A 26,267-nucleotide genomic window follows, 5' to 3' on the forward strand; every position below is an offset into this window, starting at 1 on the left:
ATCGGAGGCGCCATGCAAAGCACATACGACTTAAACGGTAAAACCGCCCTGGTGACGGGCGCCTCGGGCGGCCTGGGCGCCGAGTTCGCCCGCATGCTGGCCGACAGCGGCGCATCCGTCATCCTCGCGGGCCGGCGCCGCGAGGCCCTGGACGCCGTCGTCCGCGGCATCCAGGACGCGGGCGGCACCGCACACGCCGTGACCATGGACGTGACCGACGAGGACGGCGTGCGCGCCGGCTTCGAGGCCATCGAGCGCCTGGGCGCCGTGGCCGACGTGATCGTCTGCAACGCCGGGGTGGCGATCACCCGCGCGGCCCTGGACGTGTCGCCCGAGGACTGGCGCCAGATCATCGGCACCAACCTCACCGGCTGCTGGTTCGTTGCGCGCGAGGCCGCCCGGCGCCTGATCGAGGCGAGCAAGCCCGGCGCCATCATCAACATCACCTCGATCCTCGGGCATCGGGTGTCGGGCGCGGTCATGCCCTACGCCGTGGCCAAGGCGGGGCTCGAGCAGATGACGCGCTGCCTGGCGCTCGAGTGGGCGCGGCACGGCATCCGCGTGAACGCGCTCGCCCCCGGGTACGTCAATACGCCGCTGAATGCCGCATTCTTCGAGACGGATCCCGGCAAGGCCCTCCTGCGCAGGGTCCCCATGCGCAGGCTCGGCCTGGTGCAGGACCTGCGCGCGCCGCTGCTGCTGCTCGCGAGCGACGACAGCGCCTTCATGACAGGCAGCTCTATCGTCGTCGATGGCGGCCATTTGCAATCGGCGCTGTGATGCAGACCGGAACGGAGGGGACGGTGCCGGATTCGCCGAAACTCGCATACCTGCTGGAATTCATCCAGGCCCAGACCGGCGCCGACGCCATCGAGGCGCTGGACTTCCAGCAGCTCTCGGGCGGCGCGGTACAGGAAAACCATGGCCTGCACGTGCGCATGGCCGGCGGCTCGATGCCTGGCGAGCACCACTGGGTGGTGCGCTGCAATGCGCCCGCCGCGCTGTCCACGAGCCTCGGCCGCTCGCAGGAATTCGAGGTGTTGCAAACGGCGCACCGCGCCGGCGTCCGCGCCCCCCGCCCCCTGTGGCTGTGCGCCGGCCCCAACCCGCTGGGCGGCGAGTTCTACATCATGGAACGCGCCGCCGGCGACGCCGGGGCGCGCGGGCTGGTCAAGGACCAGGCGCTCACCGCCGCGCAGCGCCAATCCCTGATGTTCGAACTGGGCCGCAACCTCGCCTTGCTGCACCGCATCGAGTGGTCGACTGAAACGCTGCCCTTTCTGGCCCGGCCAGAGCCCAACGCCGCCCAACGGCGCCTCGACGAATGCCGGCGGACCTTGCGGCGGCTCGGCGAGTGCCACCCGGCCATCGAGCTGGGCCTGTGGCACCTCGGCCGACACATCCCCGAGGACCAGGCGTGCGTCCTGAGCCACGGCGATTTCCGCTCGGGCAACTATCTGGTGAGCCAGGGCGAGCTGACCGCCATCCTGGACTGGGAGTTCGCCTCGTGGAGCGACCCCTATGAGGACCTGGGCTGGATGTGCGCGGCCTGCTGGCGCTTCGGCCGTCCCGAGCGCGAGGCGGGCGGCGTGGGCGACAAGGCGGACCTGTTCGCCGGCTACGAGAGCGTCTCGGTCCGGCGCATCGATCCACAACGGGTCGTCTACTGGGAACTGATGGCCTGCGTGCGCTGGGCCGCCGTGGCGCTGGAGCAATCGCACCGCCACCGCTCGGGCCAGCAGGAATCGCTGGAACTTGCCTTGACGGGACGCATCCTGCCGGAAATCCAGCAAGACCTCATGGGCCACCTGCGACTGTTCCTCGCGTCGATCGGCACCACGATTCCCGAGACGGCCCCGGAATCCATCCCCACGCCCGCCGCGCGCCCGGCCGGCCCGCCGGCCGATCAGCCCGACGGGGCCGCCCTGCTGCGCACGGCCCGACAGGTGCTGCTGCGCGAGATCCTGCCGCTCCTGCCATCCAACCGGACGTACGACACCCGCATGATCGCCCATGCCATGGACATCGCCGCGCGTGAACTGGACATCGGCAGCCCCACCCTCGAGGCGCAGCAACAGGCGATCGACGCGTTCTACCGGGCCTTGGGGTTGACCCCCCCCGACTCCGGCCTGCCCGGCCTCGTCCGCGACATCCGGCAAGGGATCTTTTCCGATGCGCAACAATCCGCATTGTGCGCCCTCGTCGACACCCTGCTGGGCCTGAAACTCAGGCTGAGCAACCCAAAACGCCTGGGGCGCGCGACGACGCCATGACGAACCCGCCTGAGGGCGGGGCCGCCCCGGACCACGGGCCGGCCCCGCGCACAGCCGTCGAGCCCACCGATCAGGCGGTCGCGGGCGGCCGCAGCAGCTCGGCCAGCTCCGGGCCCAGGCCCTCGTAGGCGATCGGCGGTGCCTCGGGCCTCGCCGCCACCGCGCCAGCCAGCCGCCGCGCCTCGGCCATCGCCGCCTCGAGCGGGTCGATCAGGCGGGCGGGCGTGGACAGGCGCGGCCCGAATCCCGCCAGGGCGGATCCGCCCAGGATCACGGCGCCGGCCCCCGCCGCCACCGCCGCATCGACAGCCTCTTGCAAGACACCGGCAAAGCGGCCGGGATCGCGGGTGACATCCAGGCCCGTCGTCTGGATGGCGAACACACCCCGCAGCAGCCCCGCATGCGGCGTCGCGCGCACGCGCTCCTCGAGCATCGGCACCCAGGCGGGTCCGGCGGTGACGATCCCGAAGGGGCCCGCAACGCGGGCCGCCTCGGCGACGGCCGACTCCAACAGGCCGATCACCGGGACCGCGGCAAGCTCGCGCAGCGCCTCCAGCCCGGGATCGCCGAAGCAGGCGATCACGACGGCGTCGGCGCGCCCGGCATGGGCGGCGATGTGGCGCGCGTAGGTATCCAGGACCGCATGGGCGGCGATCGCATAGGAGGCGCGCGACGCCACGACCGCGCCGCCGAATCGGGCGGTGGCGGGCACCAGCGCGATACCGTCCCCGCTGTGCCGGCCGGCCTCGCGGACGATGTGCGCGGTCATGTCGGCCGAGGTGTTCGGGTTCAGCAGCAGGACGTCCATGTCAGGCGGGCTCCCGCGCGCCCAGGCTCGAGGGCTCATGGCCGCCGCGCGCAGCGGCATCCGCGCCCCGCCCTCCCGTCCGGGCGACATAGGCGTCGATGGCCGCCTTCAGCGCGGGCAACAAGTCGGCCTTGCCGTGCGGCACGGCGCGCGGATGCAGCCGCGTCTCGATCAAGGCGAGGTGCACCATCATGGCATGCGCCGCCGCCGCCGGATTGCGGCCCTCCAGGGCGACGAGAATTTCCTCGTGCTCCTCGACCGCGCACTCCGACGCATTGCTGTCCTCAAAGAGCGCGACCAGCATGGAGGTGCGGGCGACGAGCTCCTGCATGGTGCGCATCACGAATTCGTTCCCCGCCATGCGCGCCAGCAGGGTGTGGAACTCGCCGGACAGGCGCACCGAATCGGCGCGGCTATTGTGCTGGTGCGCCTGCCGCTCGCTGGTGAAATGAGCGCGCAGCAGGGTTTTCTGCTCGTCGTTCAGGCATTCGGCCAGCCGCCAGGCGATGCCGCCCTCGACGATCCGCCGCGCCTCGTAGATCTCGCGCGCATCCTCGATGCTGGGATTGACGACATAGGCCCCGCGATTGGGAAAAGTCTCGATCAGGCGCTCGTGGCCCAGGCGCAGCAGCACCTTGCGGATCCGCTCGCGCGTCACGCCGAACACCGCCGCCAGCCGCTGCTCGCCGAGCTTGGCGCCGGCCATCAGCCGCCCGGACAGCAGGGCCTCGGAAAGAATGGCGTAGATTTCCTGATCGTCGAACCGTCCCATCATCGGCCTGTCACCCTAGGAGGCGTTGTCGATCCAGTGCCGCGCGATCTGCTCGCGCGTCGCGATCCATGCGCCCTTGTGCCCCGCAAGGTGCTGGAATATGCGTTCGAGGGCGCCCATGCGCGCCGGCCTGCCGATCATCCGCAGGTGCAGCCCGATCGACAGCATGCGGGGAAAGCGATCGCCCTCGCGCGCCAGCCAGTCGAATCCGTCGCAGACGTACGTCGCGAATGAGGCGCCTGTATCGAAACGATTGGTGTGCTGGAACTGCATGTCGTTGGTGTCGAATGAATACGGCAAGACCAGATGTCGCGCGCCATCCACGTCCACGAAGTACGGCGTGTCGTCATTATAGGCATCGCTATCGTAGAGGAAACCCTGCTCGCGCAACAGCGAGCGGGTGTTCTCGGTGCGCACCGAGCGTGTGTGCCAGCCCACCGGCGCCTTGCCGACCGCCGCGCGGATGGCCTCGACGGTGGCGGCGATCGCCCGGCGTTCTGCATCGAGGGGCATGCCGGCGTGCGTTTCCCAGCGAAAACCGTGGGCCGAGATCTCATGCCCGCGGCGGGCCGCATCCCGCACCAGCCAGGGCGAGCGCTCGACCGCGCGACCACAGGCGCTGACGGTCATGGGCACGCCGTACTGCTCGGCCAGGTCCACGATCCGCCAGTACGCGACCCGCGTGCCATACTCGAAATGCGTGTCGATACAAGGGTCCAGCACCGTTTGCTGGTCGATGACCTCGTAGACGGACTCATTGAACGCATCCCCGTCGGCGATGCTGAATTCCGCCCCCTCTTCGAAGTTCAGCACGAACGAGACAGCAACCCGCGCGCCCCCCGGCCAAGCCACCGCCGGCGGCTGGTTTCCATAACCCACCAAATCACGCATATTGTTTATCCTCAACGGCCAATCATGGTCCTGGGTAGATACAACACGATCTCGGGAAACGCCGCGAGCAGGATGATCGCGACGATCAGCAGCAAAAAGAACGGGATGGAGGCGCGCGCCACGGTGAGCAGGCTGCGCCCGGTCAGGGCCTGGAGGATGAATAGATTGAAGCCGACTGGCGGTGTGATCTGCGCCAGCTCCACCATCACCACCAGATAAATGCCCAGCCAGACCGGATCGATGCCCACCGCCTGCGTCATCGGCAGCACGATCGAGGCGGTCAGCACGATCATCGACACCCCTTCCAGAAAGCAGCCCAGGACGAGGTAGAGGACGGTCAAGGCGGCAAGCAGCTCGTACTGCCCGAGGTTCATGGCCAGCACGGCCTGGGCGGCGTACTTGGGAATGCCGGAATAGTCCAGGGCCGTCGTCAGCACCGAGGCGCCGGCGATGATCAACAGGATCAGGGTCGAGGTCTTGACCGTGCCGGTGAGCGCGTTTCCAAGCATGGCGCGGGACAGCGAGCCGCCCATTCCGGCCAGTACAATCGCGCCCGCCACGCCGATGACGGCCGATTCGGTGGGCGTCGCCCAGCCGCCGTAGATGCTGCCGATCACAAAAAACACCAACACGATCGGCGGCACAATGCGCCCCACGTCGCGCCAACGCACCTGGTCATCGCTGGCCTGTGTGGGCACGCCCTCGCGATTGAGCATCGCCCAGACGGCGATATAACCCATGAACAGCGCCATCAGCAACAGGCCGGGCAGCACCCCCGCCAGAAATAGGCGCGCGATGGAGGTCTGGCTGACGATGCCATAGACGATCATCATGATGGACGGCGGGATCAGCAGCCCGAGCGTGCCCGATCCGGTCAGGGTGCCGATGATCATGCTCTCGCGGTAGCCGCGCCGCGTCAGCTCGGGCACCGACATCCGGCCGATCGTCGCGCAGCACACGCCGCTGGAGCCGACAATGGCCGCCAGCACGCCGCAGCCCAGCACATTCACGTGCAGCAGGCGGCCCGGCAACCAGCGCACCAGCGGCGCAAACCCCTTGAACATGTTCTCCGAGAGCTTGGAATGAAACAACAGCTCGCCCATCAACAGGAACAGCGGCAACGCCGTCAGGGGCCAACTGTCCAGAGACGAGAACACCGAGGACGCGACCAGTCCGCCGGCATTGCTCGCGTCCAGCATCACCAAGCCGGCAATGCCCACCACCAGCAGCGCCAGCCCGACCCAGAACCCGAGCGCGAGCAGCACGGCCAGGAGGCCGACAAGAATGAGAAAGGTCCCGGTCATGATCCATCCTCCCGCGCCGAGGACGCCATCGCGACCGCGCCATCCATTTCACTGACCCCGAAACGCACCTCGCGACCGCGCACGAGCCGCCAGCCATCGCGCAGCAGCGCAAGCCCTAGCAGCCCAAAGCCCAGCGGAATCGTGCTCAGCGGAATCCACATCGGAATGGCGACCAGGCCATCGCTCAGGTCATTGAAACGGAACGCCATCCACGCCAGCGCGCCCGCGTGAAAGGTCAGGGCCGCGCACAGCAGCGCGCCGCCGACATGGTTGAGGATGCCCACCCCGCGGCGCACGGACGCCGGCATCCGCTGGTACAGCGCATCCACCCGGACGTGCACGCCCTCGGCATAGGCATAGACAAAGCCGAACAGGGCCATGCCCACCATCAGGAAGGTGACGATGATTTCCGACGAGGGCACGAGAATTCCGACCGGACGCAAGGCCAGGGTCGCGGCCAGGATCAGGACCATGCCGCACAGACACAGCACGGACAAGGCCCCGGCCCACCGGATCAAGCGGTCCATGGGCGCCACCCTACTTCATGCCCAGGTATGCGTCGAGAACCGCCCGCTGCCCGGCCGATGCCTTGGCCTTCCAGTCGTCCTCCATTTGCACGCCCACGGCCTTGAGCTGCCCGATAAAGGCCGGCGAGGCCTGCGCAACCTCCACCCCCTTGCGGGTCATGAGGGCGAGCTGCTCGGTCGTCAGCGCCTTCATGCGCTCGAAGCCGGCCTGCTCGGCCGCCTTGCCCGCCTCGACCAGCGCGTCCTGCTCGGCCTTGGAGAGCTTGCCGAACACCTCGCTATTGATGACCACGACCTGCTTGGTGAACAGCGCGCCCACCATGGTGAGATGCTTGACGAAATCCCACGCCTGCGTGTCGATGCCGGTCTGCGGCGAGGTGAACATGGCATTGATCAGGCCCGTGGAAAACGCCTGCGGAATCTCGCCGAACTGGACGATCAAGGGCTCGGCCTTCAGCAAGTCGCCCATGCGGCGCGTCTCGGTGCTGTAGACCCGCATCTTCAGGCCCGCCAGATCCTCGGCCTTGGACACGGGCTTGAGGGTATAGAAACCCTGCGGCGGGTTCCACATGGCGAACAGCACCTTCATCCCGCGCTGGGCAAAGGAATCCGTGAGGTACTGCCTGGAGGCCTGCCACAGCTTCTGGGCGCCGTCATAGTCGCCCGCCAGGAATGGGATGGCGTCCAGGATGTACACCGGATCCTGGTTGCCGTAATTGCCCAGCCGCACATCGCTCAGGGCCACCTGGTTGGTCTGGACCGCCCGCATCATGTCGGGCAGCTTGACCAGCGTCTGGTTGTTGTGCAGCTCGATGCTCAGGGAGCCGCCGCTGCGCTTGCCGGCGTCGGCGATGAAGTCCCTGACGGTCACCGTCAGGTAATTGGCGTCCGGATAGCCGGACGCCATCTTGAGATCCGCGGCCGACGCGGGGGCGGCGGCGGTGAACAACAAGGTACTCACAAACGCAACGATGCCCAGCGGTGCCCTGAAAGCAAGGCTTGTCTTGAAAGTCTGCATGATCGGTCTCGCAAAGTCGTGGAGGTTCGGGTGAAATTTGTTCTCAATCCATATTGGATTGTGCACAAATTACATCCGATCGACGACAAGGAGCAAGCACTAATCGTGCTCGATCTCGAAAATCAGGGTAAACGTGGAGACTGTGGGTTCAGTGCGAAAAACACATCCCGCCACAGCAGGACGCCGCGCCGGCACAGGAGGCCGGCGCGGCGACGCGCTAGAGCGGGATCGGCGCCAGGGGATCGTCGTCGCCATTGGATTCCAACAGCGCAGCGAACAAGGGCGCCAGGGCGCCCCCTGACAGGGTCTTGCATTTGAGCATGAGGTCGGCCGTGGTGAAAGGCAGCTCCGGACCGCCGGAAACCCGGTCGCAGCGTTGGGAAAAGGACGTTCCGTCCTCGAAGACAAGTTCTGCCAAGGCGCCATGAGCGCCTCGCGAACCGTCCTCCTCCGCGCATTCCAATGAGACGTTCGCCCGCAGCGCGGCCACCGCGGGGTCGCACAGCGAGGCGGCGCTGAACGCCGACACCCCGGCATCGCCCTGGATCCAGGTCACCGCCGCGACATGGGGCAGAGAGAACCGCGCGCCCAGCACGGTCGATGGCTCGGGGTCGTTCAACAGCAGCGCCAAGGGCGACACTTCGAGCCGTATCGAGCGGACACTCCCGGGCCGAATGCCGGCCTCCAGAACCCGCGCCCGCAGCGCCAGCAGAGCCTCGACCGCCGCATGGGCCTGACGTGCGCAGGCGTGCTGCTTGTGGTATCCGCGCTCGATCAACCAAGAGCGCCCGAGGCCATCGAGCAAGGGCGCGGCATGGAACCTCGCGCCGAGAATCCCGCGGTAGGTCGCGAGCATGCCCGCCGCATCGGCGCCGAACCCCTGGGCCGCGGCATCGGCGCAATCGAAACCCGCCGCCACCCCGACCCCGGCCGACAAATCAATCACCTCATGGCCCTTGCGCGCCAGGTCGAACGGCGCGGCCATGGCCATGGCCGCCGCCGCTCCGAGGCAGCGTTCCCATTCGTCCGGCCCGTACTTGCGCAAGGCCGCGAGCGTCGCGGCGGAGCCATAGGCGCTCCAGGCGGCATGCGGATGCGGGACGCCGGAATCGAACCGCAAGGCCAGGGCTGTCCGGCACGTGATCTCGTACCCCAGCGCAATCGCGGTCAAGGCCGCGTGCAAGCCGAGCCCTTCGGCCTGCGCCTCGGCCAGCGCCGGGGACACGGTATAGAGCCCCGCATGGCACATGACGTCGCTGTGCCCCTCATCGAGCTGCGCCCAGTTCGAGCGAATGGCGTTGATGCGCGCCGCATTCCTGCGATCCGCGCAGAGCGGCTCGGCCGTCCACAGGCGCGATTCGCCCCCGACCGCCGCCACACGCCGGTGCAGCGAATCGGCGACAGGATCAAAGGAGGCGGCAATGGCGCATGCCACATTGTCGGCCGATATCCGAGCCGCCTTGGCCAGTATGCGCGCCGGCAGGTCGGCATCCCTCGCCGCCCGGGACGCCCAGGCGCACAGCGCGCGGATCGCCGAGGCGTCGCCCACGCTCATGCCGGACGGGAGGGGCACACCTCGCGGCCCCAGCCCGGCTCACCCACGAGGCGGCGGTTCTCGACGACGAGGCGGCCGCCCACAATCGTATGCACAGGCCTCGCAGTGATCAGCCGTCCATGCCAGGGGGAGATGCGGTTCAGGGAATGCAGCGTCTCCTGGTCGATGCGCTCCTCGACGCCCAGGTCCACGATCGCGATGTCCGCATCGGCGCCTGCCGTGATCGAGCCTTTGGCGGGATGAAGATTCCAGCGCAGGGCCGGATTGAGGGCGCTCAGGCGCACGTAGGTCTCGATGCTCATCCGGCCGCGCTGCACTTCGGTGAGCATGACCGCCATCTGCGTCTCGATGCCGATGACACCCCGGCAGCAGTCCCAGATGCTGGGCTGCGTTTTTTCCTCCATGGTGTGTGGCGCGTGATCGGTGGCGATCATGTCGATGGTGCCATCGAGCAGGGCCTCCCAGAGGCCCGCATGGTGGGCTTCGCCGCGCACCGGCGGATTGACGCGCAGCATCCCGCCGAAACGCTGGATGTCCTGGCGGTCGAAAAACAGGTAATGCGGACACGTCTCGGCTGACAAATCGACGCCGCGGGCCTTGGCGTCCCGGATGAGCTGAGCGCCCTGCGCCGAGCTCGTATGCGCCATGTGCAGGGGCGCGCCGGCGGACGAGGCCATGGCGATCGCCCGGCTCAGAGCCTCGACCTCGCAAACCTCGGGACGTGACTCGGCGTGCGCCAGGCCATCCGTCCGCCCGGCGCGTATCAACGCGTCACGGCGGCGGATCAGGATGGCCGCGTTTTCCGCATGGACGGCTGTCCTGATCCCGTGCCTGGCGATCACGGACAGCCCCTCGTAGATCAGGCCATCGTCCGGATTCGGCAGGTCACCGGTCGTCTCGCTCATGAAGCACTTGAAGCCAATCACCCCCGCTTGCGCCAAATCATCGAGATGCTCGAAGCTGCTGTCGTCCAGCACGCCGTACAGGCCGTAGTTCACATGCGATAGCGACGCCGCGCGCGCGCGCTTGATCGCCAGATTGTCCACCGAGGACGTGGCCGGATCGGTGTTGGGCATGTCGAACACCGTCGTCACGCCGCCGACCGCCGCCGCCGCCGAGCCGCTTTGCCACGTTTCCTTGTACAGCATCCCCGGGTCGCGGAAATGCACGTGCACGTCGATGGCGCCGGGCAGGACATGCAGTCCCCTGGCGTCCAGCGTGCGGGAGGCCGCACGCATGTAGCGGGGATCGCCGATGGCAACGATCTTTCCATCCTTGACAGCAACACTCGCCTGCACGGTTTCTTCGGGCAGGACGACCGTGCCATGGGCGATCAAGAGATCGGGAACAGGTGTCATGAGGGGACCCTTCAAAGATTCATTGATAAAGCCGATCCGGCAGCCACAGGGCGAGTTGTGGCCAAGCGATCAACAGGCCGGTCAGCAGGAGCATGGTCGCGACAAACGGCGCCGCCCCGACCATGACCTCGGTGATGTCCCGGCCCGGACCCCGGATTCCGTGCACGACATACAGATTCATGCCCACGGGTGGAGTGATCAGCGACAACTCGGCCATCACCACCAGGAACACGCCAAACCACACGGGGTCGAAACCGAGGCTCACCACCAAGGGCGTGACCACGGGAATCGTCGTCACCATCATCGACAAGGTTTCCAGGAAGCAGCCCAGCACCAGATACAGCAGGACCAGGACCAGAATCGTCTGCAAAGGACTGATGCCCATGTCCCGGATCCAGGATGCGATGGCCTGGGGCACACCCAGCAGGCTGATCACGAAATTGAGGAAGAACGCGGCGACCACGATCAGGAGAACGACTCCCGTGGTGCGGATGGTCGAGCGAAACGCAGCGTTGAGCATCCGGATCGACAGCCGCCCGTAGAGCGCCACGATGACCAGCGCGGCCACGACCCCCAGGCCGGCCGCCTCGGTGGCGGTGGCCCATCCGGCATAGATGCTGCCCATCACGATGAGGCCGACGATGATCAACGGCACCAGGTCGACGAGCATGATCAGCCGGGTCGCCCAGTCCACCGGCTTTTCCCCTTTGCCGGCGATCGCCGGCCTCCAGAGCGCAAGCCCGGCAATCGTGAGCATGAACAGCGCGATCAGGACCAGGCCGGGAATCGCGCCCGCGGCGAACAGGCGGCCGATCGAGGTGTCGGTCATCGCGCCGTAGACGATCATATTGATGCTCGGCGGTATCAGGATACCCAGCGTGCCGCCGGCGGCCAGGGAGCCGAGCACGATGCGCTCGTCGTACTCGCGTTCCCTGAACGCTGGCAGGGCGACCGTGCCGATCGTCGCGGCCGTTGCGATGCTGGAGCCCGACGTCGCCGCGAACAGGCCGCAACTGACGATGTTCGTATGCAGCAGGCCCCCGGGGACCTTGCTGGTCCAGGCGGCCAGGGCCGCGTACATCCGCTCGCTCAGGCCGGCGCGCAGCAGCAGCTCGCCCAGCAGGATGAACAGGGGCACGGACACCAGGATGAAATCATTCTGCGTGGCCCAGGCCAGATTGCCGATATTCATCACGATCGCCGGGCCCAGCGTGATCAGTGCGGTCACCCCCGCGATCACGAACATGATGACCGCCACATGAATGCCCGCCGCCCCCAGGATGATCAAGGCGCCCAGGAAACAGATGACGAAGGTCATTGGATCCACCATTTTCCGCTCCTGTCAGCGTCCGTCTTCTTCGACCTGGATGGAGGCCGCCAAGGCCTGGGAGGATGGGCCGAACGCGCCCCTCAGCAGCCGCACGGCGAGCCAGGCGGCAAAGATCGTGAAGATCGCCAGGGCGAGACACCAGATCGACTGCGGGATCACCAGCGGGGTCTTGAGAGGCGTCGGGGCGATGGCCTTGAGATCCCAGGAGTCTCGCAAGACCAGCGCGGCGCGCCACGTCAGCGTGCCCGCAAACACCGCCAGCAGCAGGTGTGCCAGACCCGCCGACAACAACAACCCACGGGCCGGCAGCCGCTTGACCAGAAGGTCGACACAGATATGCCGGTGCATGATCATCGCGTAAGTGAAACCGACCGTCGATGCCGCCGTCAGCACATAGCCGCCCATCTCATCGACGCCCTGCAAAGAGGTGTTGAGGAATTTCCTGAGCAGAATCTCGAGTGCGATGGCCAGCGACAAGGCCAGCAGCGCCCACCCCGCCAACAGCACGATGCTGTCGATGAGCCGGCCGCCGATCACCTCATCCCGGCCGGGCGGCATCCCGGAAGACGCGCCATCCACTGGTGGGGTCCGCGTATCCATCTGGGCCCCGCAATCAATCCACAACCACGGAAAGCCCGACCGCCTTGCCGACGCTGCCGTTCCAGGCCGCCGCGCAACCGGGATGGGTCGCCGCACAGTCCTTGCTCCAGTCCGGCAGGATGACCGTTCGGGCCGCCTCGCGCAGCGCTGCCTTGTCCTCGGGCAGCACCGGCACCCGCGTCATTGCCGCCTTGGTGCCGTATTTGCAATCGGCGGCACCAATATTGCAATTGACGCCGTCGTCGAAGGTCTTGAAGGCCAGGTCCCACATGGCGGCCTCCAGGCCGCGAAACTGCTCGACCAAGACCGCCTGCGCCTTGGGCGACAGTTTGTCGAAATACGCCTTGCTCACCACGTGCGCCTGGATGCCCCAGCCGATGGACAGCGGATAGATGTGATCGGTGACCTCGTACCATTTCGACGTGTTGCCCGACAGGGTGGCCGTGATCCCGCAATCGATGACACCACGCTGCAGGCTCTGGTAGACCTCCGAGAACGCCAGCGATACGGGGGTCCCGCCCAGGTGCTCGATGAGCTTGCCCATCTCGGGCGTGAAGCTGCGAATCTTTTTACCCTTGAGGCCGGCGAGCCCCTTTACGTCGCCCTTGCAAAAGAACACCTGGCCGGGGAAAGGCCAGAGCGCCAGCGTGAGCGCACCGTGCTTGTCCAGCATGCGGCGCGAAAAATCATCCCGGAACGCGTCCACGACCTTGCGCTCGGTCTCGAGATCGGGTGCCACGCCCGGCAGATCCAGCCCCAGGAGGAATGGGTCATCGCCGCTGACATAGCCCACCTGGATCTCCATCACATCGAACACACCGAGCTTGAGCAGCCGCAAGGCATCGAATCCCTTGAGCGCGACCTCGTCGGCGGTCTTGAACTGTGGCTGAAAGAGCCCATCCGTGGCCTTGGACAGCCCCTCGAAGAACGGCCTCTCGACCTCTGAACTCTGCAATTGCCCCTGGAACGTACCCACCGCCCTCAGGGGGTAGGACTCTTGCGCCGCGACGCCGGCGCTGCCCGCGGACCACAGAACCATTGAAACAAGCGCTGCGGCAAAACCCCTATCGATCTTCATCTCCAGCCTCCTTTGTCAGCCCCGGTCTACTGCCGTCTCAATTTCTGAGCATGTTGTCATGTGCCCTGGGGTATCGTTTCGAGCTACTATATGAGCCGATGTGTGACAAGGCAATTTGAATCTGCAAGACTTGTCTCAAAATACGAGACAAGCCGTCCGGGAAGAACCCAAAGGCCTCCGGGGGCGCACCGCCCGCTCGGCGGCCGTCATGAAAGGGCCGATCCATGGCATCGAAACTCGCGGAAATCGGACAGCGCCTGCACGCCTACCGCATCGGCGCGGGGCTCAGCGCCAATGACGTCGCCGACAGGCTCAGCGTATCGCGGGCCACAGTCTACCGGCTCGAGAGCCACGGCATCGACCGGATCGGGCTGCTCGAAAGGGTCGCCTCACTGCTGGGCGTCTCGCTCGAGACCCTCCTCGGCGTCGGCGTGGAATACATCGCATCCGCGGTGACCTACTTCGAGCGCCTGCGCCAGCTCGAGAGCGGATGCGCCCGCATCTTCGTCGCCTTCGCCCCCGTGTTCTCCTTGCTGACATCCGCAGAGTACGACGAGGCGCTGCGCGCATCGCTGATGGAGCAATGCACCGGAGAGATCGCCGGCCGCCCAGGCCCGCAGATCGTGGGCGAGTTGATGGACATCCTGATGCGCCGCAAAGCGGCTTTCCAGCAGGCGGCGCCAAACGTGACCGTCGTGCTCTCAGCGGCCGACATCATGCAATATGCGCGCTTCGGAATGGCGGCCGCCGATTCCTCACAAACGGACCAGCGCGCCAAGCGCAGCGTCGCCGCCCGCGAACTCGAAGTCCTGGCCCGGCACATCGCCCACCCGCCGATCGGCATCCAGATCGGCATTCTGTTCGAGCCCCTGCCCAGCACGGGCTTCGCGCTGATCCGCAGGGACGGCCGGCAAGTCGTGGTGACCAGCCCCTTTCGCCTCGCGCCCCCTCTGAATATCCAGCGCGGCATCGCCATGATTTCCGAGGCGCCCGAGGCCGTCAAACTCTACTCGCGCCTGGCCTCCGACCTGTGGTCCGGCGCCACGACGGGCGCCGATGCCCGGGACTTCGTGCTGAGCCAGGCGCATCGGGCGTGAACTAGCGGATTTTATTTGTACGAGTAATAGTACTTGTACGAGGCCCCGTAGCCGATGCGGCCGCCGCGCACGCCGTTGAAGATCGCGCCCTTGACGGGGTCGCCGACGCCCGAGTGGCGCAGCTTGGCCAGGGCGTCGCGGACCTCGCCGACGGTGCTGTATTCGGCGCGCGCGACGATGAAGGCGGCCGAGGCGTGGCGCATGACGGCCAGCACGTCCGCCACGGGCAGGATGGGCGGGGTATCCAGCACGATGAGGTCGTGCGTGCGGCCCAGGGCGTCCAGCAGTTCCGCGAAACGGGGGCTCAGCAGCAATTCGCCCGGATTGGGCGGCACGACGCCGGCGGGCAGGACGGACAGGCCCTCGACCGGCCCCTTGCGCAGCAGGTCCTCGAGGGGCGCGGTGCCCGCCAGCACCGAGGACAGGCCCGGGGCCTTGCGGTCATAGCCAAAGGACTCGTGCAGGCGCGGGCGGCGCATGTCGGTGTCCAGCAGGGCGACGCGCTGGCCGGCGCCGGCCAGCAGCACGGCAAAGTTCGAGGCGACGAAGCTCTTGCCCACGCCGCTGGTGGCGCCGGTGATGGCCACGACCTTGCCCGGCGCACCCATCATGGCAAAGGTCAGGCCGGTGCGCAGCGACCGCAGGGCCTCGACGGCGGGGTCCTCGGGGTGGGTGACGGCCAGCAGGACGCGCAAGGCGCGGCGGCGGCGCCCGGGGCGACCGCCGCGCTTGACGCCGCCGCGGCCGTCGGATTCCGGCACGGTGACGTAGGTGGACAGGCCGGTGGCCTGCTCGATCTGCTCGGAACGCTGGATTGCCGGCCGCATGAAGTGCGCGAGGAACGCCATCAGCAGGCCCAGCATGGCGCCCAGGGCGGCGGCGATGGCGACCACCAGCATCCGGCGCGGCTCGACCGGCTTGTCGTTGCGCACGGCGTAGTCGATGATGCGCACATTGCCGATGGTGCCGGCCTCGGCCACGCGCAGTTCCTGCGCATTGTTCAGCAGGGAAATGTACAGCGCGGTGTTCACGCGCGCATCGCGCTCGAAGGGCAGCAGCTCGCGCTGGGCCTTGGGCAGGCGATTGATGGTCTTGTCCAGGTCGGCGATGGCCTTGTCGACGGCGGCCAATTGGTTGCCCAGGGCCTTGACCTCGGGATGCTCGGGCTTGAAGCGCTGCAGCAGCTCGTCGCGCTTGAGGCGCAGCTCCAGGCGGCTGTTTTCCAGTTTGATCGCCTGTTCCAGCAGGCCCTCGGCCTCTTTGTCCACGGCGATGGTGCTGCTGCGCGAGCGGTATTGCGACAGGGCGTCCTCGGCCGCATCCACGTTGCGCTTCAGTTCTGGCAGCTGCTGTTCCAGGAATTTCAGGCTGCTGCGCGCCTCGGCGCTGCGCCGCTCTACATTCTGGGCCAGATAGGCGCGCGCAATGGCGTTGACCATCTCCGTGGCAAAGGCCACGTCGCGGTCCTTGAAACTCATGCGGATGATGTTGCTCTGCTTGCCCGCCTCGGACACGCTCAGCGCCTTGCGCAAGTCCTCGACCGCCTGGATGGGGGACTTCTCGATCACCTCAAAGCGCGTGCCGGGGCGCCCGGCCAGGTCCTTGACCGCCACCGAGGCATCCTCGCCGGCGATCTGGAACTGGACGCGCTCGCCGACCACACCGGCAGCCAGTTCCTGACCATCGCCATCCAGCAGCACATAGCCGGCGTCGGTGGCCTCCAGCACGAATGCCTCGCCCCATTGGCGGCGCGGCAGGTCGAGTTCGGCGAACACCAGCCGTTCGCCGCCCCAGGCGTAACCGTCCAGGCCCCACAGGGGCTCGGCCAGACCCTTGGACTCGCGTTCGTGGCGGCGCGCGAACCAGCCGCCGATCAGGGGAAAGCGGCTGTCGACCTCGACCTCGACATTGCCCTGGGTGGCGCGGATGGCCTTCATCAGGACCTCGCGCGAGCGCAGGATTTCCAGTTCGCCGGCGACGGAGCTTTGCTGCATGCCGATGAATTCGGACAACTGCGACAGGCCGCTGAGGGCGGATCCCTTTTGATCCTCGACCTGGATCAGGGCGTCGGCCTGATAGACCGGCCGCGCCAGCAACGCGTAGGCCACCCCGGCGACCAGGACCACGACGAACACGCCCAGGATCAGCCAGACGCGCTGCGCCAGCACATTCAGCAATTCACCGAGGCTGATCTCGTCCTCGTCCGCCAGGCCGCCCGCCTGGATGGCCTGGTTCCCTTGTCCTGATTGTTCCATCATTGTTCGATTGTCTTTTCTGGTTTGAAGCACCGATCAATCGGCGATGGTGCGCACGTTGGCCGCACCGCCCACCGTGGGCAGCAGCTGGTTGATCACCCGCGACCAGCGGGTCACCGAGGCCGCATCCACGAACACCACGTCGCGCGCCTGCAGGTCAAATCGATCGGCCAGGACCAGGGCGTCCGGGGCGTTGGCGTTCAGGTGCCAGACCTGCGGCCGACCGCTGTCGGCGGCGCGCATTACATAGACCTGGCCGCCGTTGGCCGTCACCGGATTCAGGCCGCCCGCGTCGCTCAAGGCCTCGGACAGCGTGTATTCACCATACGGCAATAATACAGACTGCGGCTTGGCGACCTCGCCCAGAACAAAGACCTTGTTGTACCGCTGTTCCGGCACATTGAGGACGTCGCCATCACGCAGCAAGAGGTTTTGCGACAGGTCGCCGTCGTGATACAGGGCGTACAGATCAATGCGGCGCGCCACGCCGTCGCGCGTCAGGATGGCCTCGCGCTGGTCGGCCTTTTCCGTCAGGCCGCCGGCCTTGGTCACCAGGTCGGTCACGCGCAGAGGCACATCGCTGATCGCCTGCGGGCCGGGCTTGTCGAATTCGCCCACGGCAAAGGCCTTGCGGCCGCGATACTGCAGCACCGACACGTCCACCTGGGGCTCGGTCAGGTATTCCGTCAGCCGCGAGGCCAGCTCGCGGCGGATCTCGTCGACCGAACGTCCCGCCGCGCGCACGCGGCCGGCGTAGGGATAAAAGAAATAGCCGTCGTCCTTGACCGTGCGGCCCGCCAGGTCGGTGGACAGCTGGCCCGCCGGATTATTCAATTCCGGGTGGTTCCACACGGTGATGTTCAGCACGTCCTGCGGCGCCACCAGATAACGGTAATGGCCGGTTTGCGGCGCCTGGGCGCGGCGCGCATCGCGGCGGGCGTCCTCCAGTTCGCGCGCGGCGTCGCGCTCGGCCCGCAGGCGGTGCACGGTTTCAGGCGTGATGGTGTGGATGTCGACCCGAGCGGTGACGCTTTCGTCCAGCGCGCCGCTGCTGGTCGGGCGCTCCCCCTGGACCCCCATGTACATGCCCGTGCAGGCCCCCAGCGCCAGCAACACGGGCGCCAGCAGCGCCAGGCGCGCGCCGCGGCGCAATGCGTCCCCGATCCAGGTCTCAGCAAGAACAGCTTTCATATCGGCCTTCGCCTCTTTTTATGGATTTGCAAGCGGGTTTGCAAACATTACGCGCGCCATCAGGCCGGCCTCGCCGCCAGCATGCCGGCACGCAACAAGTGATCGATCCAGTCCTCGCAGGCCTCGGCCATCACCGGCCACTGGGCCAGGAAGACCTCCTCGGGTTCGTGCAGGGGATCGGGGATCTGAAGCTGGTCCCGCCAATGCCCCAGCAGGAAGGTCTTGCCGCCCGCGGCGGGATAGCGCTGCTGGACCTGGTGACGATGGCCCGTGTCCATCACCAACACCACCGACGCCAGGCGCAAGTCTACCTGATTCACCTGGGCGGCGCGCTTGGCCGGGTCGATCGGCACCCCGAAATGCCGCGCCGTCGCCACCGCAAACGCATGCGGTTCGCGCCCCACCGGCGCGGCCAGGCCGCGCGACAGCACCTCGGCCGCCAGGCCGCGCGCCGCCAGGCGATCACGCATCAAGGCCTCGGCCATGGGGCTGCGGCACATATTGCCGGTGCACAGGATGAGGATCACGGGATCTACGGACATGGCAGCCATTCCGTCAGGATCTCCCAGCGCGGATTCAGGCCGGGATCGGGCGAACGCGCCAGAACGTCCGGGGAGTCGATGCGCACCAGCAGGCGGTCCGACACGGCATCCAGCACCTCGCCGCGGGCGATGCGGTCCGGCCCGGCGCCCTGCGTCGTCACGGAGCACACCCGCGCGCCCACGCGGCCGATGACCGGCGCCAGGACCTCCAGGGCCTGCTTGCGCCGCGTCACCGTGGTCGTGCCCACGGTGTCGGTCGCCCCGTCGACCCAATCCGCCTCGAAGCGATCCCCGGAGGGATAAAAAATGTACACGCCGTGGCCGTGCTGCTGATCGGCGCGCCAGCCGCCCTGGTACACGTCGCCGCGCCAGGGGGAGTGCGGGCCGTACTCATAGCGGCCCTCGCCCTCGCGGCGGTCGGCGCGCCAGCCGCCGGCATAGGCATCGCCATTGGGATAGATCTTGACCCCATGGCCGGTTTTCATGCCGGCCTGGAAATCGCCGCGATACCAGGCCCCGTGGGCGCCGCGCGCCACGCCCTGCCCTTGCGCCAGGCCCTCGGCACAGCCGCCGGTGTAGGACAGCTGCAGCTCCGGATCCAGGACCCGGCAGGCCGCATGCTGGTGGCCGGCCCCGCCCCCCGTATGCGCGGCCGCCACGGTGTCCGACGCCACGGCTGCGGACCCCACCGCCGCGCCGGCCAGCAGGCCCGCGGCCAGCGCCGCACGCACCGCGATCATGCACCTCATGGCCCGTCCTCGGTGGGAATGTCGCCGAACCCGCGCAGGCCATCGCCATCCAGGGCATTGTCCAGCCAGCCGTGCTCGGCCATGTCGTACAGATCGGTGGGCGAGGCCACCATCTGGCCCACGTCGCGGTTCCAGGGCGCCAGCGAAAAGAAGGTCGTGCCCCCAGTGTCGCGTGTCAACAATGGCCCCAGCGGGATGCGCACGAACAGCCCCTTGTCGAAATAGGGGTTGCCCGGCGACCCGGGGCTGGTCTCGTCCTTGCCGTTGGTGCGGGTGTACCACAGGCCGAACTCGATGCCGGAACGGAAAGTGCGTTTCAATTCGAAGCGCGCGCCCAAATCGCCCGCCAGGAAACGCCCGGCGCGCACCGTGGCCGTGGCCCCCTCGATCCAGGGCAGGCGGTAATGGGCCGACCCGATGATGGTGTGCGTCTTGTAGTCCAGGAATCCGGTGCCCTTGTAGTCGCGCTGGCGCAGCACGTCCACCGCCGCGTCGAAGGCCCAGCGCCCGCCCGGCGCCAGGTACAGGGCCTGGCCGCCCGCGCCGGCGAACATCTCCTCATACAGGCCGGCGGAGGCGCGCAGGTAGACCCGCTCGGCCGGCTGCCAGAACTTGTTGATCAGCAGGCGATCCAGCTTGACCTTGGCCGCCTTGCGATATTCCGCCAGGTCGGAACGCACGTGCGGCAGTTCCGAATTCGAGGGCTGGGTGATGTCGCTGATGTTCTCCAGCACCGAGGCCTGCACCGCCCCGGCCAGCCACAGGCCGCGCGCCAGGTTCAGGTTGGCCGAGGCCCGCATGCCGATGTCGTACTTGAAGGCGCCGCTGGGGTCGTTCAGGATCGTGCGGAAGGTCGGTGCCACCCCGAACGAGGACTGGCGGTGGGACTCGACACTGAAGCGCGCCATGCCCCAGTTCCATTCCGTGCCGCCGCCCGCGCCTTCCAGCGCGATGGCATCCAGCACGGCATCGATGTCGTTGGCGCGGCTGGCCGCCGTGCGCCCGGCCGGATCCGCATACGACAGCGTCACCGACTGCGCCAGGTCGGACCGCGTGGCCGTCCCGGCGAAATAGCGCTGCAGGGTCGCCACGTCAAAGAACGTCCAGGTCATGCCGGCCACGCCGTTGACCTCCCAGGTGATCTCGAGGGTGTGCGTCTCCAGCGGCGCATAGGCCATGGCCAGGCGCGCCGTGCGCCCCACCGCGCGCGAGGGATAGCGATAGCGGCCGGCCGACACCGACAGCGACATCACCCCGTCCACCCAGGCCATGCGCACACTGCGCAAGCCCTCGGCCTGCAGGGCCGCCAGCAGGGCCTGGCGATAGCCGCGATCGTCGCGCCACATGCGGGCGGTCGGACGCGCCTCGGCGCTGTACCAGGCGCCGCCCGCAAACGGCCCGACCTCGTCGACCTTGGGGATGAATTCGCGCTGCTGCAGGGGGATGGCCAGAGACACATTGACCGAATTGCCGTGCCGCTGGCGCGCCAACTGCAGGTTAAGGGGCCCCCAGGCATATTCCAGGGCCACGTTGAACTGCCCGGGTTTGCGCTGGTCCACGCCGGTCTGGGATGCGCCCTGGTCCTTGCGATAATCCGTGCGGTCGTATTCCGCCACCAGCGCCCAGGACGGCAGCGCGGCGGGCCGGAACCGCAGGCCCCCATACAGGCCATCGATGCGGTGGCGGCCATAGCCGATGGTCGCCTCGGCCTCGCCCAGGGATCCCAGGCCGAAGCGTTTCGACACCGCGATGAATTCACTGCGAAAGATGCGCGTGCCCTGGATGTCGTCCATGCCCACGGCCACGTCCGGCAGCCAGTCCAGGCCAAAGGCGCCCTCGCGCAGAATGCGCAGCTTGAACCCCGCAGCCTTGTCCTTGTAGTCGCCGTAGTCCGTGGTCGGGCTGGAAAACCCCTCGACGCCCGAAATCCGTGTATACCGTCCGCTGATTTCCAGGTCCGGCAGGAACTGCAGGGTGCTGTAGGTGGTGGCGTAGGGTTTGTCGTAGCTGTAGCCGACGAACCAGGTGCCCTCGGCCTCGGCGCGCGCCGTGGGCATGTTGACGAGGCCCGTCAGGCCGATGGAAGTGGGGGTATCCGCCCGCGCGATGCCGGGGACCGCCATCCCGGCACCCAATACCGCCGTCGCACACAAGGACAGCCATCGGGCGGACGCCAATCCGCCCAGGATCACACCCAGCATGCCATCAGTCGGATTTCAGTGAATGGTGAAAAGCCACGCGCGCCATTGCGGCGCGCGGTCGAAAACAGGACGTCAGGACGCGATCAGTGGTGGGACGTCGTCGAATGGCTGGGGGTCGTGCCGCTGCCGTCCGAGGAACCCGAGGAACTGGCCACCGCGGCCGCTACGCCGGCCGCCACCGCGACCCCGGCGGCGACCACGCCGACGGACAAACCCGCAATACCGCCCACGGCGGCGCCCCCCGCGGCGGCACCGGCACCTGCCGCGCCACCGGCGACACCCGCCGCGCTACCGGCACCGGTACCCGCCCCCGCGCCGGCAGCGCCCGCACCGGCGCCACCCGTACCGCCACTACCACCCGCGCCAGCACCGGCCGCGCCCTGGGCCGCCACGCCGGCGGAAAACGCCAGCGCCGCCAGCAGCAAAGAAATCTGTTTGAAATTCATGACTATCCCCTCGAAAACGCACCTCAGCTAAGTGCATTACACCTTGAAACCGGCACCCCAGTCAATCCGCTAGGCCATCCAGCAATCCCCGCAGCCACAGCGCAAGCCAATGTATGCAAAAAATACATCCATAAGGCCTATGAATTCATAATATGGATACTAGCCAAAGCGCGCAGGCCGCGCGTTGCCGCCATCCACATTTCGTAGCATACTGGCCGAAAGAATACTAACAATGGCCTATCTCGGGAAAATCGCTTTGGCTCTAAAGCCCGCCGGCGACTCAACAGCAGGACAAGAACAATCGCGCCCATGGACCGAATCGATCCCTCCCGCATGCAACGCGTGCATACGCAGGACTTTGACGTCCCCTCCGTAGGCCGGTACCCGATCGCCCTGCTGACCGCGGGGGCCGACTTCATCCTGATCCTGCTGGCGGCCCATGCCGCCCACCAGCTGCGCTTCGAGGCCTGGCAAATGCCGGCGCCCTACCTGACCGTCGGCATCCTCATGGCCGTCCTCGTCGCTCTGACCCAGGGCGTCGCCAATCTGTACATCCCCTGGCGGGGACAGCATGTCGGCCGGCGCATCCTGCGCCTGTACGCCGCCTGGCTGCTGGCCATCGGCATCATCACCCTGGTCGGTTTTGGCCTGAAGGTGTCGGACTTCTATTCCCGGCTGTGGTTCACCCAGACAGTCCTGATTGGCGTACTGGGTACGACCCTGCTGCGGGTGGCTGCGGCCCTGGCCCTGCGCAAGCTGCACGCGCAGGGCCTGCACCTGAAAAACATCGTGCTGATCGAATCGGCCGGCACGACGCACGGGGTTCAACAGCGCATCCCGCAATTGGCCCGACAAGGCTATCGGGTACATGCCCGCATCGACGTCGAGGAGGACCCCAGCTGGTTCGACGAACTGGGGCCGCGGATCACCGCCTTGGGCGCCCAGGAAATCTGGCTGTGCCTGCCGATCGCCGACGGCGCCCTGGTCAAGCCCATCGTCCATGCTCTGCGCCACCAGACGGCCGAGATCCGCTACCTGCCCGAGATCGACGACTTTCCCCTGCTGAGCTACCGCACCCGCAACCTGGCGGGCATGTACGCGGTGGACATCAGCTGCAGCCCCATGGAGGGCGCAAACCGCGTGATCAAGCGGCTGGAGGATCTGGTCCTGGGGGGATTGATCGGCCTGCTCATCCTGCCGGTGTGCATTGCGATTGCCCTGGCGATCCGTCTCAGTTCCCGCAGCCCGGTGATCTTTCGACAGGACCGCATGGGCATGAACCGCCAGTCCTTCCAAGTCTATAAATTCCGGACTATGGAAACCCACACCGAGGCCAACGGGCAGGTGACCCAGGCCGCACCGGGCGATCCGCGCGTGACGCGCCTGGGCGCCTTTCTGCGGCGCACCAGCCTGGACGAGCTGCCGCAGTTCTATAACGTGCTGAAGGGGGACATGTCGATCGTCGGCCCCCGGCCCCACGCACTGGCCCACAATGAATACTACAAGGACCTGGTGGAGTTCTATATGAAGCGCCACAAGGTCAAACCCGGCATCACCGGATGGGCGCAGGTCAACGGCTACCGGGGCGCCACCGACACCCTGGACAAGATGCAGAGCCGCGTCGAGCACGACCTGTGGTACATCCGGAACTGGTCGCTGATGCTGGATCTAAAGATCATCGTCTGGACGATATTCAAGGGCTTTCTAAATCGACAGCCTTGAAAGAGCCGGGGACCCTACACAAAAACCGAATCCAATGGCGCCTGTGCAACAGCTCGCCGGAATACATCAGCCAGTTGTGCCATGGCCGCAACCGCAGCCCCTAAGCCGCCAGCTTGTCGGCCGCCCCCTGCAATCCGTCCAGGATGCTGTCGGCCAGGTTCTGCGGGAAGTTTTCTGGCAGCAGGGCCCGTACCGCACGTATGACCTCGGGTGTCCGTGCCAGCAGGTCATCGATGACGAAATCCGCGCCGCGGCCATCAGGGGTGAGGACGCCATGTTCAGCACCGACCGCCAACCAATGCCTGCGCAGGATTTCGTGCATCTTCCAATGCGTGTTCCTGGTCCGCACCGCCATGGCCATTTTTGCCTTGAATGGCGACAGCTTATTCGCGCCGGTGCCCATGATCGGGTAGGCCGAGAGCACATCGTAGAGCGGCGCCAGTTCGTAGGCGCCACCCGGGCGCAGGAAAATACTGAAATTCTTTGCGTGGCCATCAGTCGCACGCAGCATCCAGAACAAGACCTGTGCCTGAAAGAATATGCGCCTATCACGATCAGGCGCCGTGGAGGTGGCCAAGACCTTCATGATGGCGCGCATGCCCGGCCCGCCATCGGCTTCGTACTTCAGGTGGGGCCGCATGCGCCAGGTGCCGACGAAGGCACCGTTCATCCACAGCCCAAGACTCTGCGGGCGGGAGCGCCGGACCATGGCTTACCAGATCGCGCTGGAGGCGGAAGGCGCGGGGGACTCGCCCGCCTGGCGCAGCACCAGTTCCACGCCCAGGATGCTCAGCAGATGCAGCAAGCGGTCGACGCCGACCTTCCCGGCATTACGTTCCATGGCGGAAAGTGTCTGCTGAGTAATCCCAAGACGCAGCGCGGCGGCGGCCTGGGTCAAGCCCGCCTGCTTGCGAAACCCTTTCAACAGGGCCGGCAATTGTTCCGCAGTACGAACGGTGAAATCAGACATACATATTCCATACTGTATTTATGATTTACTCATTATATACAGTAAATTCAAAATACAGGATAAAATTTGTATAAGTGGCTCGCCTCAGACCCCTACACCCGCCCGTATCGATCCTCCAGCCGCACGATATCGTCCTCGCCCAGGTAGGCGCCGGACTGCACCTCGATCAGCTCCAGCGGGATCACGCCGGGGTTTTCCAGGCAATGCACCGTACCGACCGGTATATAGGTCGACTCGTTCTCGGACACCAGATAGGTGCGATCCCCATTGGTGACTCGCGCGGTGCCGCTGACCACCACCCAGTGCTCGGCGCGATGGTGGTGCATCTGCAGGGACAGTTTTGCGCCCGGCTTGACGGTGATCTTTTTCACCTGATAGCGCGGGCCATTGCCGATGGAATCGTAGGCGCCCCAGGGCCGGTAGACCTCGCGGTGCTGAATGTGCTCGCTGCGGCCGTCGTCCTTCAACTGCTGGACGATACGCTTGACGTCCTGGACCTGATCCTTGTGCGCCACGAGGACGGCATCCTTGGTCTCGACGATCACCAGGTCCCGCACCCCCACCGCCGCCACCAGGCGGCTGTCGGCGTGGACCAGGGTGTCGTCCACCTGTTCGACCAGCACGTCGCCGCGCAGACAATTGCCCCGATCGTCGCAATCCAGCACGTCGGCCAGTGCACCCCAGGCGCCCAGGTCGTTCCAACCCGCGTCCAGGGCCACCATGGCCGCGTCCCGGGTATGTTCCATCACCGCATAGTCGATGGAATCGGCCGGGCAGGCCGCAAAGGCCACCGCATCCAGGCGCACGAAATCCATGTCGTAGGCCGCGCCCTGCAGGGCCTGGCGGCAGGCCGCCAGCATATCGGGGCGGCAGGCCTCCAATTCCTGCAGGTAGCGGCCGGCCCTGAACATGAACATGCCGCTGTTCCAATAATGGCTCCCCGAGGCCAAGTACTGGGCCGCGCGTTCGGCGTCGGGCTTTTCGACGAAGCGCTGTCAAGGGTCTTCCAGATTTCCCCAGTTGGGGTCACGCAAATTTCCTCACCCGTGTGGCCGTCATTCGACGGCTGGGGTTTCGGCGGGTCTGACCAGGCCGGCCTTAAGTTTGTCCTTCAGGCGATAGGAGTTGCCTCGTATATTCATGGTGATGGCGTGGTGCAAGACCCGATCCAGGATCGCGGTGGCAATCACCCGATCGCCGAAGACCTCTGACCAGGCGCCGAAGCTCTGGTTGCTGGTCAGGATCATCGGACCCTTCTCGTAGCGTCGGCTGATCAGTTGGAAGAACAGGTTGGCCCCTTGCCGGTCAATGGGCAGATAGCCGATCTCATCGATCACCAGCAGGCGCGGCACCGTATAGACTTTCAGCTTCTCATCGAGCCTGCCCTCGCCAGCGGCCTTGGTCAAAGCTGCGATCATGGCCGCCGCGGTGGTGAACAACACGCGATAGCCAGCCTCGATGGCCTTGATGCCCAGCCCGACAGCCAGGTGCGTCTTGCCCACACCGGGAGGGCCCAATATGACGATGTTCTCGCCGTGCTCGATGTAATGACACGAGGCGAGGCTGGCCACCTGCTTCTT

At 66.7% G+C, this 26,267-nt stretch carries 24 protein-coding genes and 1 pseudogene; 4 read left to right on the forward strand and 21 right to left on the reverse strand.

Going from position 1 to position 26,267, the window contains the following annotated elements:
- Nucleotides 1–12: 12 nt before the first annotated feature.
- Nucleotides 13–780: an SDR family NAD(P)-dependent oxidoreductase gene (locus ABS761_RS13340; RefSeq protein WP_350408826.1), complete on the forward strand. Its 768-nt coding sequence runs from the start codon at nucleotides 13–15 to the stop codon at nucleotides 778–780.
- Entirely contained in the window at nucleotides 780–2,273 is a 1,494-nt protein-coding gene (locus ABS761_RS13345) for a phosphotransferase (protein ID WP_350408827.1), read from the forward strand. The genes ABS761_RS13340 and ABS761_RS13345 overlap by 1 nt, the downstream gene beginning before the upstream one ends.
- A 70-nt stretch (nucleotides 2,274–2,343) precedes the next feature.
- On the opposite strand, the gene ABS761_RS13350 is transcribed toward ABS761_RS13345, so the two are convergent.
- The 11 genes from ABS761_RS13350 to ABS761_RS13400 form a co-directional block, all read right to left on the reverse strand.
- Nucleotides 2,344–3,081: an aspartate/glutamate racemase family protein gene (locus tag ABS761_RS13350; protein WP_350408828.1), complete on the reverse strand. Its 738-nt coding sequence runs from the start codon at nucleotides 3,079–3,081 to the stop codon at nucleotides 2,344–2,346.
- Between the two features lies 1 nt (nucleotide 3,082).
- Entirely contained in the window at nucleotides 3,083–3,856 is a 774-nt protein-coding gene (locus ABS761_RS13355) for a GntR family transcriptional regulator (protein WP_350408829.1), read from the reverse strand.
- Between the two features lie 12 nt (nucleotides 3,857–3,868).
- Complete coding sequence (locus ABS761_RS13360; RefSeq protein ID WP_350408830.1) at nucleotides 3,869–4,744, reverse strand: polysaccharide deacetylase family protein; 876 nt, start codon at nucleotides 4,742–4,744, stop codon at nucleotides 3,869–3,871.
- 11 nt (nucleotides 4,745–4,755) lie between these two features.
- Entirely contained in the window at nucleotides 4,756–6,048 is a 1,293-nt protein-coding gene (locus ABS761_RS13365; RefSeq protein ID WP_350408831.1) for a TRAP transporter large permease, read from the reverse strand.
- Nucleotides 6,045–6,575, reverse strand: coding sequence for a TRAP transporter small permease (locus ABS761_RS13370; protein WP_350408832.1), 531 nt, complete (start codon nucleotides 6,573–6,575; stop codon nucleotides 6,045–6,047). The genes ABS761_RS13365 and ABS761_RS13370 overlap by 4 nt, the downstream gene beginning before the upstream one ends.
- Before the next feature lie 10 nt (nucleotides 6,576–6,585).
- Nucleotides 6,586–7,593, reverse strand: coding sequence for a TRAP transporter substrate-binding protein (locus ABS761_RS13375; protein WP_350408833.1), 1,008 nt, complete (start codon nucleotides 7,591–7,593; stop codon nucleotides 6,586–6,588).
- 217 nt (nucleotides 7,594–7,810) lie between these two features.
- The gene (locus ABS761_RS13380; protein ID WP_350408834.1) at nucleotides 7,811–9,166 is read right to left on the reverse strand and encodes an MmgE/PrpD family protein; all 1,356 of its coding nucleotides are present in this window, start codon (nucleotides 9,164–9,166) and stop codon (nucleotides 7,811–7,813) included.
- On the reverse strand, nucleotides 9,145–10,506 hold the full coding sequence (allB, locus tag ABS761_RS13385) for an allantoinase AllB (RefSeq protein WP_350408835.1): 1,362 nt from the start codon (nucleotides 10,504–10,506) through the stop codon (nucleotides 9,145–9,147). The genes ABS761_RS13380 and allB overlap by 22 nt, the downstream gene beginning before the upstream one ends.
- Before the next feature lie 19 nt (nucleotides 10,507–10,525).
- A complete protein-coding gene (locus ABS761_RS13390; protein WP_350408836.1) occupies nucleotides 10,526–11,836 on the reverse strand; it encodes a TRAP transporter large permease in 1,311 nt (436 codons plus the stop codon).
- Between the two features lie 12 nt (nucleotides 11,837–11,848).
- Entirely contained in the window at nucleotides 11,849–12,436 is a 588-nt protein-coding gene (locus ABS761_RS13395; protein WP_350408837.1) for a TRAP transporter small permease, read from the reverse strand.
- Between the two features lie 13 nt (nucleotides 12,437–12,449).
- The gene (locus ABS761_RS13400; RefSeq protein WP_350408838.1) at nucleotides 12,450–13,514 is read right to left on the reverse strand and encodes a TRAP transporter substrate-binding protein; all 1,065 of its coding nucleotides are present in this window, start codon (nucleotides 13,512–13,514) and stop codon (nucleotides 12,450–12,452) included.
- 224 nt (nucleotides 13,515–13,738) lie between these two features.
- On the opposite strand from ABS761_RS13400, the gene ABS761_RS13405 reads away from it, so the two are divergent.
- Nucleotides 13,739–14,611, forward strand: a complete 873-nt coding sequence (locus ABS761_RS13405; RefSeq protein ID WP_350408839.1) for a helix-turn-helix domain-containing protein — start codon at nucleotides 13,739–13,741, stop codon at nucleotides 14,609–14,611.
- 11 nt (nucleotides 14,612–14,622) lie between these two features.
- Here the strand turns inward: ABS761_RS13405 and ABS761_RS13410 are convergent, their stop codons facing one another.
- The 6 genes from ABS761_RS13410 to ABS761_RS13435 form a co-directional block, all read right to left on the reverse strand.
- Nucleotides 14,623–16,869 (reverse strand): polysaccharide biosynthesis tyrosine autokinase, encoded by a 2,247-nt coding sequence (locus ABS761_RS13410; RefSeq protein WP_350408840.1) that lies wholly within the window; start codon nucleotides 16,867–16,869, stop codon nucleotides 14,623–14,625.
- A 33-nt stretch (nucleotides 16,870–16,902) separates the two neighbouring features.
- Entirely contained in the window at nucleotides 16,903–18,057 is a 1,155-nt protein-coding gene (locus ABS761_RS13415; RefSeq protein ID WP_350408841.1) for a polysaccharide biosynthesis/export family protein, read from the reverse strand.
- 59 nt (nucleotides 18,058–18,116) lie between these two features.
- A complete protein-coding gene (locus ABS761_RS13420; RefSeq protein ID WP_350408842.1) occupies nucleotides 18,117–18,599 on the reverse strand; it encodes an arsenate reductase/protein-tyrosine-phosphatase family protein in 483 nt (160 codons plus the stop codon).
- The gene (locus ABS761_RS13425) at nucleotides 18,590–19,348 is read right to left on the reverse strand and encodes an MORN repeat-containing protein (RefSeq protein WP_350408843.1); all 759 of its coding nucleotides are present in this window, start codon (nucleotides 19,346–19,348) and stop codon (nucleotides 18,590–18,592) included. The genes ABS761_RS13420 and ABS761_RS13425 overlap by 10 nt, the downstream gene beginning before the upstream one ends.
- Nucleotides 19,345–21,549, reverse strand: coding sequence for a YjbH domain-containing protein (locus ABS761_RS13430; protein ID WP_350408844.1), 2,205 nt, complete (start codon nucleotides 21,547–21,549; stop codon nucleotides 19,345–19,347). Before ABS761_RS13430 ends, ABS761_RS13425 begins: the two co-directional genes overlap by 4 nt.
- An 83-nt stretch (nucleotides 21,550–21,632) precedes the next feature.
- On the reverse strand, nucleotides 21,633–21,995 hold the full coding sequence (locus ABS761_RS13435; protein ID WP_350408845.1) for a hypothetical protein: 363 nt from the start codon (nucleotides 21,993–21,995) through the stop codon (nucleotides 21,633–21,635).
- Nucleotides 21,996–22,304: 309 nt separating this feature from the next.
- Here ABS761_RS13435 and ABS761_RS13440 point away from each other — a divergent pair, with 309 nt between their 5' ends.
- Complete coding sequence (locus tag ABS761_RS13440) at nucleotides 22,305–23,717, forward strand: undecaprenyl-phosphate glucose phosphotransferase (protein ID WP_350408846.1); 1,413 nt, start codon at nucleotides 22,305–22,307, stop codon at nucleotides 23,715–23,717.
- 100 nt (nucleotides 23,718–23,817) lie between these two features.
- Here the strand turns inward: ABS761_RS13440 and ABS761_RS13445 are convergent, their stop codons facing one another.
- From ABS761_RS13445 to istB, 4 genes and pseudogenes are all read right to left on the reverse strand, one after another.
- Entirely contained in the window at nucleotides 23,818–24,387 is a 570-nt protein-coding gene (locus tag ABS761_RS13445; protein ID WP_502881438.1) for a HipA domain-containing protein, read from the reverse strand.
- A gap of 42 nt (nucleotides 24,388–24,429) precedes the next feature.
- On the reverse strand, nucleotides 24,430–24,687 hold the full coding sequence (locus ABS761_RS13450; protein ID WP_269499587.1) for a helix-turn-helix domain-containing protein: 258 nt from the start codon (nucleotides 24,685–24,687) through the stop codon (nucleotides 24,430–24,432).
- A gap of 92 nt (nucleotides 24,688–24,779) precedes the next feature.
- Nucleotides 24,780–25,676, reverse strand: a pseudogene (locus ABS761_RS13455) (mannose-1-phosphate guanylyltransferase/mannose-6-phosphate isomerase); the annotation flags it as partial.
- A gap of 66 nt (nucleotides 25,677–25,742) precedes the next feature.
- Nucleotides 25,743–26,267, reverse strand: a 525-nt coding sequence (gene istB / locus ABS761_RS13460; RefSeq protein ID WP_350408847.1) for an IS21-like element helper ATPase IstB, incomplete at its 5' end; no start/stop codon positions are given.

Source organism: Castellaniella sp. GW247-6E4, assembly GCF_040276065.1.
Lineage (GTDB): Bacteria > Pseudomonadota > Gammaproteobacteria > Burkholderiales > Burkholderiaceae_B > Castellaniella.

What these genes read in the sequence shown, in the direction of transcription:
- ABS761_RS13390 (WP_350408836.1), bottom strand. Translation starts at nt 11,836, where the DNA reads ATGGTGGATCCAATGACCTTCGTCATCTGTTTCCTGGGCGCCTTGATC.
- ABS761_RS13365 (WP_350408831.1), bottom strand. Translation starts at nt 6,048, where the DNA reads ATGACCGGGACCTTTCTCATTCTTGTCGGCCTCCTGGCCGTGCTGCTC.
- ABS761_RS13360 (WP_350408830.1), bottom strand. Translation starts at nt 4,744, where the DNA reads ATGCGTGATTTGGTGGGTTATGGAAACCAGCCGCCGGCGGTGGCTTGG.
- ABS761_RS13350 (WP_350408828.1), bottom strand. Translation starts at nt 3,081, where the DNA reads ATGGACGTCCTGCTGCTGAACCCGAACACCTCGGCCGACATGACCGCG.
- ABS761_RS13405 (WP_350408839.1), top strand. Translation starts at nt 13,739, where the DNA reads ATGGCATCGAAACTCGCGGAAATCGGACAGCGCCTGCACGCCTACCGC.
- ABS761_RS13420 (WP_350408842.1), bottom strand. Translation starts at nt 18,599, where the DNA reads ATGTCCGTAGATCCCGTGATCCTCATCCTGTGCACCGGCAATATGTGC.
- allB (WP_350408835.1), bottom strand. Translation starts at nt 10,506, where the DNA reads ATGACACCTGTTCCCGATCTCTTGATCGCCCATGGCACGGTCGTCCTG.
- ABS761_RS13400 (WP_350408838.1), bottom strand. Translation starts at nt 13,514, where the DNA reads ATGAAGATCGATAGGGGTTTTGCCGCAGCGCTTGTTTCAATGGTTCTG.
- ABS761_RS13425 (WP_350408843.1), bottom strand. Translation starts at nt 19,348, where the DNA reads ATGAGGTGCATGATCGCGGTGCGTGCGGCGCTGGCCGCGGGCCTGCTG.
- ABS761_RS13440 (WP_350408846.1), top strand. Translation starts at nt 22,305, where the DNA reads ATGGACCGAATCGATCCCTCCCGCATGCAACGCGTGCATACGCAGGAC.
- ABS761_RS13345 (WP_350408827.1), top strand. Translation starts at nt 780, where the DNA reads ATGCAGACCGGAACGGAGGGGACGGTGCCGGATTCGCCGAAACTCGCA.
- ABS761_RS13340 (WP_350408826.1), top strand. Translation starts at nt 13, where the DNA reads ATGCAAAGCACATACGACTTAAACGGTAAAACCGCCCTGGTGACGGGC.
- ABS761_RS13375 (WP_350408833.1), bottom strand. Translation starts at nt 7,593, where the DNA reads ATGCAGACTTTCAAGACAAGCCTTGCTTTCAGGGCACCGCTGGGCATC.
- ABS761_RS13445 (WP_502881438.1), bottom strand. Translation starts at nt 24,387, where the DNA reads ATGAACGGTGCCTTCGTCGGCACCTGGCGCATGCGGCCCCACCTGAAG.
- ABS761_RS13450 (WP_269499587.1), bottom strand. Translation starts at nt 24,687, where the DNA reads ATGTCTGATTTCACCGTTCGTACTGCGGAACAATTGCCGGCCCTGTTG.
- ABS761_RS13410 (WP_350408840.1), bottom strand. Translation starts at nt 16,869, where the DNA reads ATGATGGAACAATCAGGACAAGGGAACCAGGCCATCCAGGCGGGCGGC.
- ABS761_RS13355 (WP_350408829.1), bottom strand. Translation starts at nt 3,856, where the DNA reads ATGATGGGACGGTTCGACGATCAGGAAATCTACGCCATTCTTTCCGAG.
- ABS761_RS13370 (WP_350408832.1), bottom strand. Translation starts at nt 6,575, where the DNA reads ATGGACCGCTTGATCCGGTGGGCCGGGGCCTTGTCCGTGCTGTGTCTG.
- ABS761_RS13430 (WP_350408844.1), bottom strand. Translation starts at nt 21,549, where the DNA reads ATGCTGGGTGTGATCCTGGGCGGATTGGCGTCCGCCCGATGGCTGTCC.
- ABS761_RS13415 (WP_350408841.1), bottom strand. Translation starts at nt 18,057, where the DNA reads ATGAAAGCTGTTCTTGCTGAGACCTGGATCGGGGACGCATTGCGCCGC.
- ABS761_RS13435 (WP_350408845.1), bottom strand. Translation starts at nt 21,995, where the DNA reads ATGAATTTCAAACAGATTTCTTTGCTGCTGGCGGCGCTGGCGTTTTCC.
- ABS761_RS13395 (WP_350408837.1), bottom strand. Translation starts at nt 12,436, where the DNA reads ATGGATACGCGGACCCCACCAGTGGATGGCGCGTCTTCCGGGATGCCG.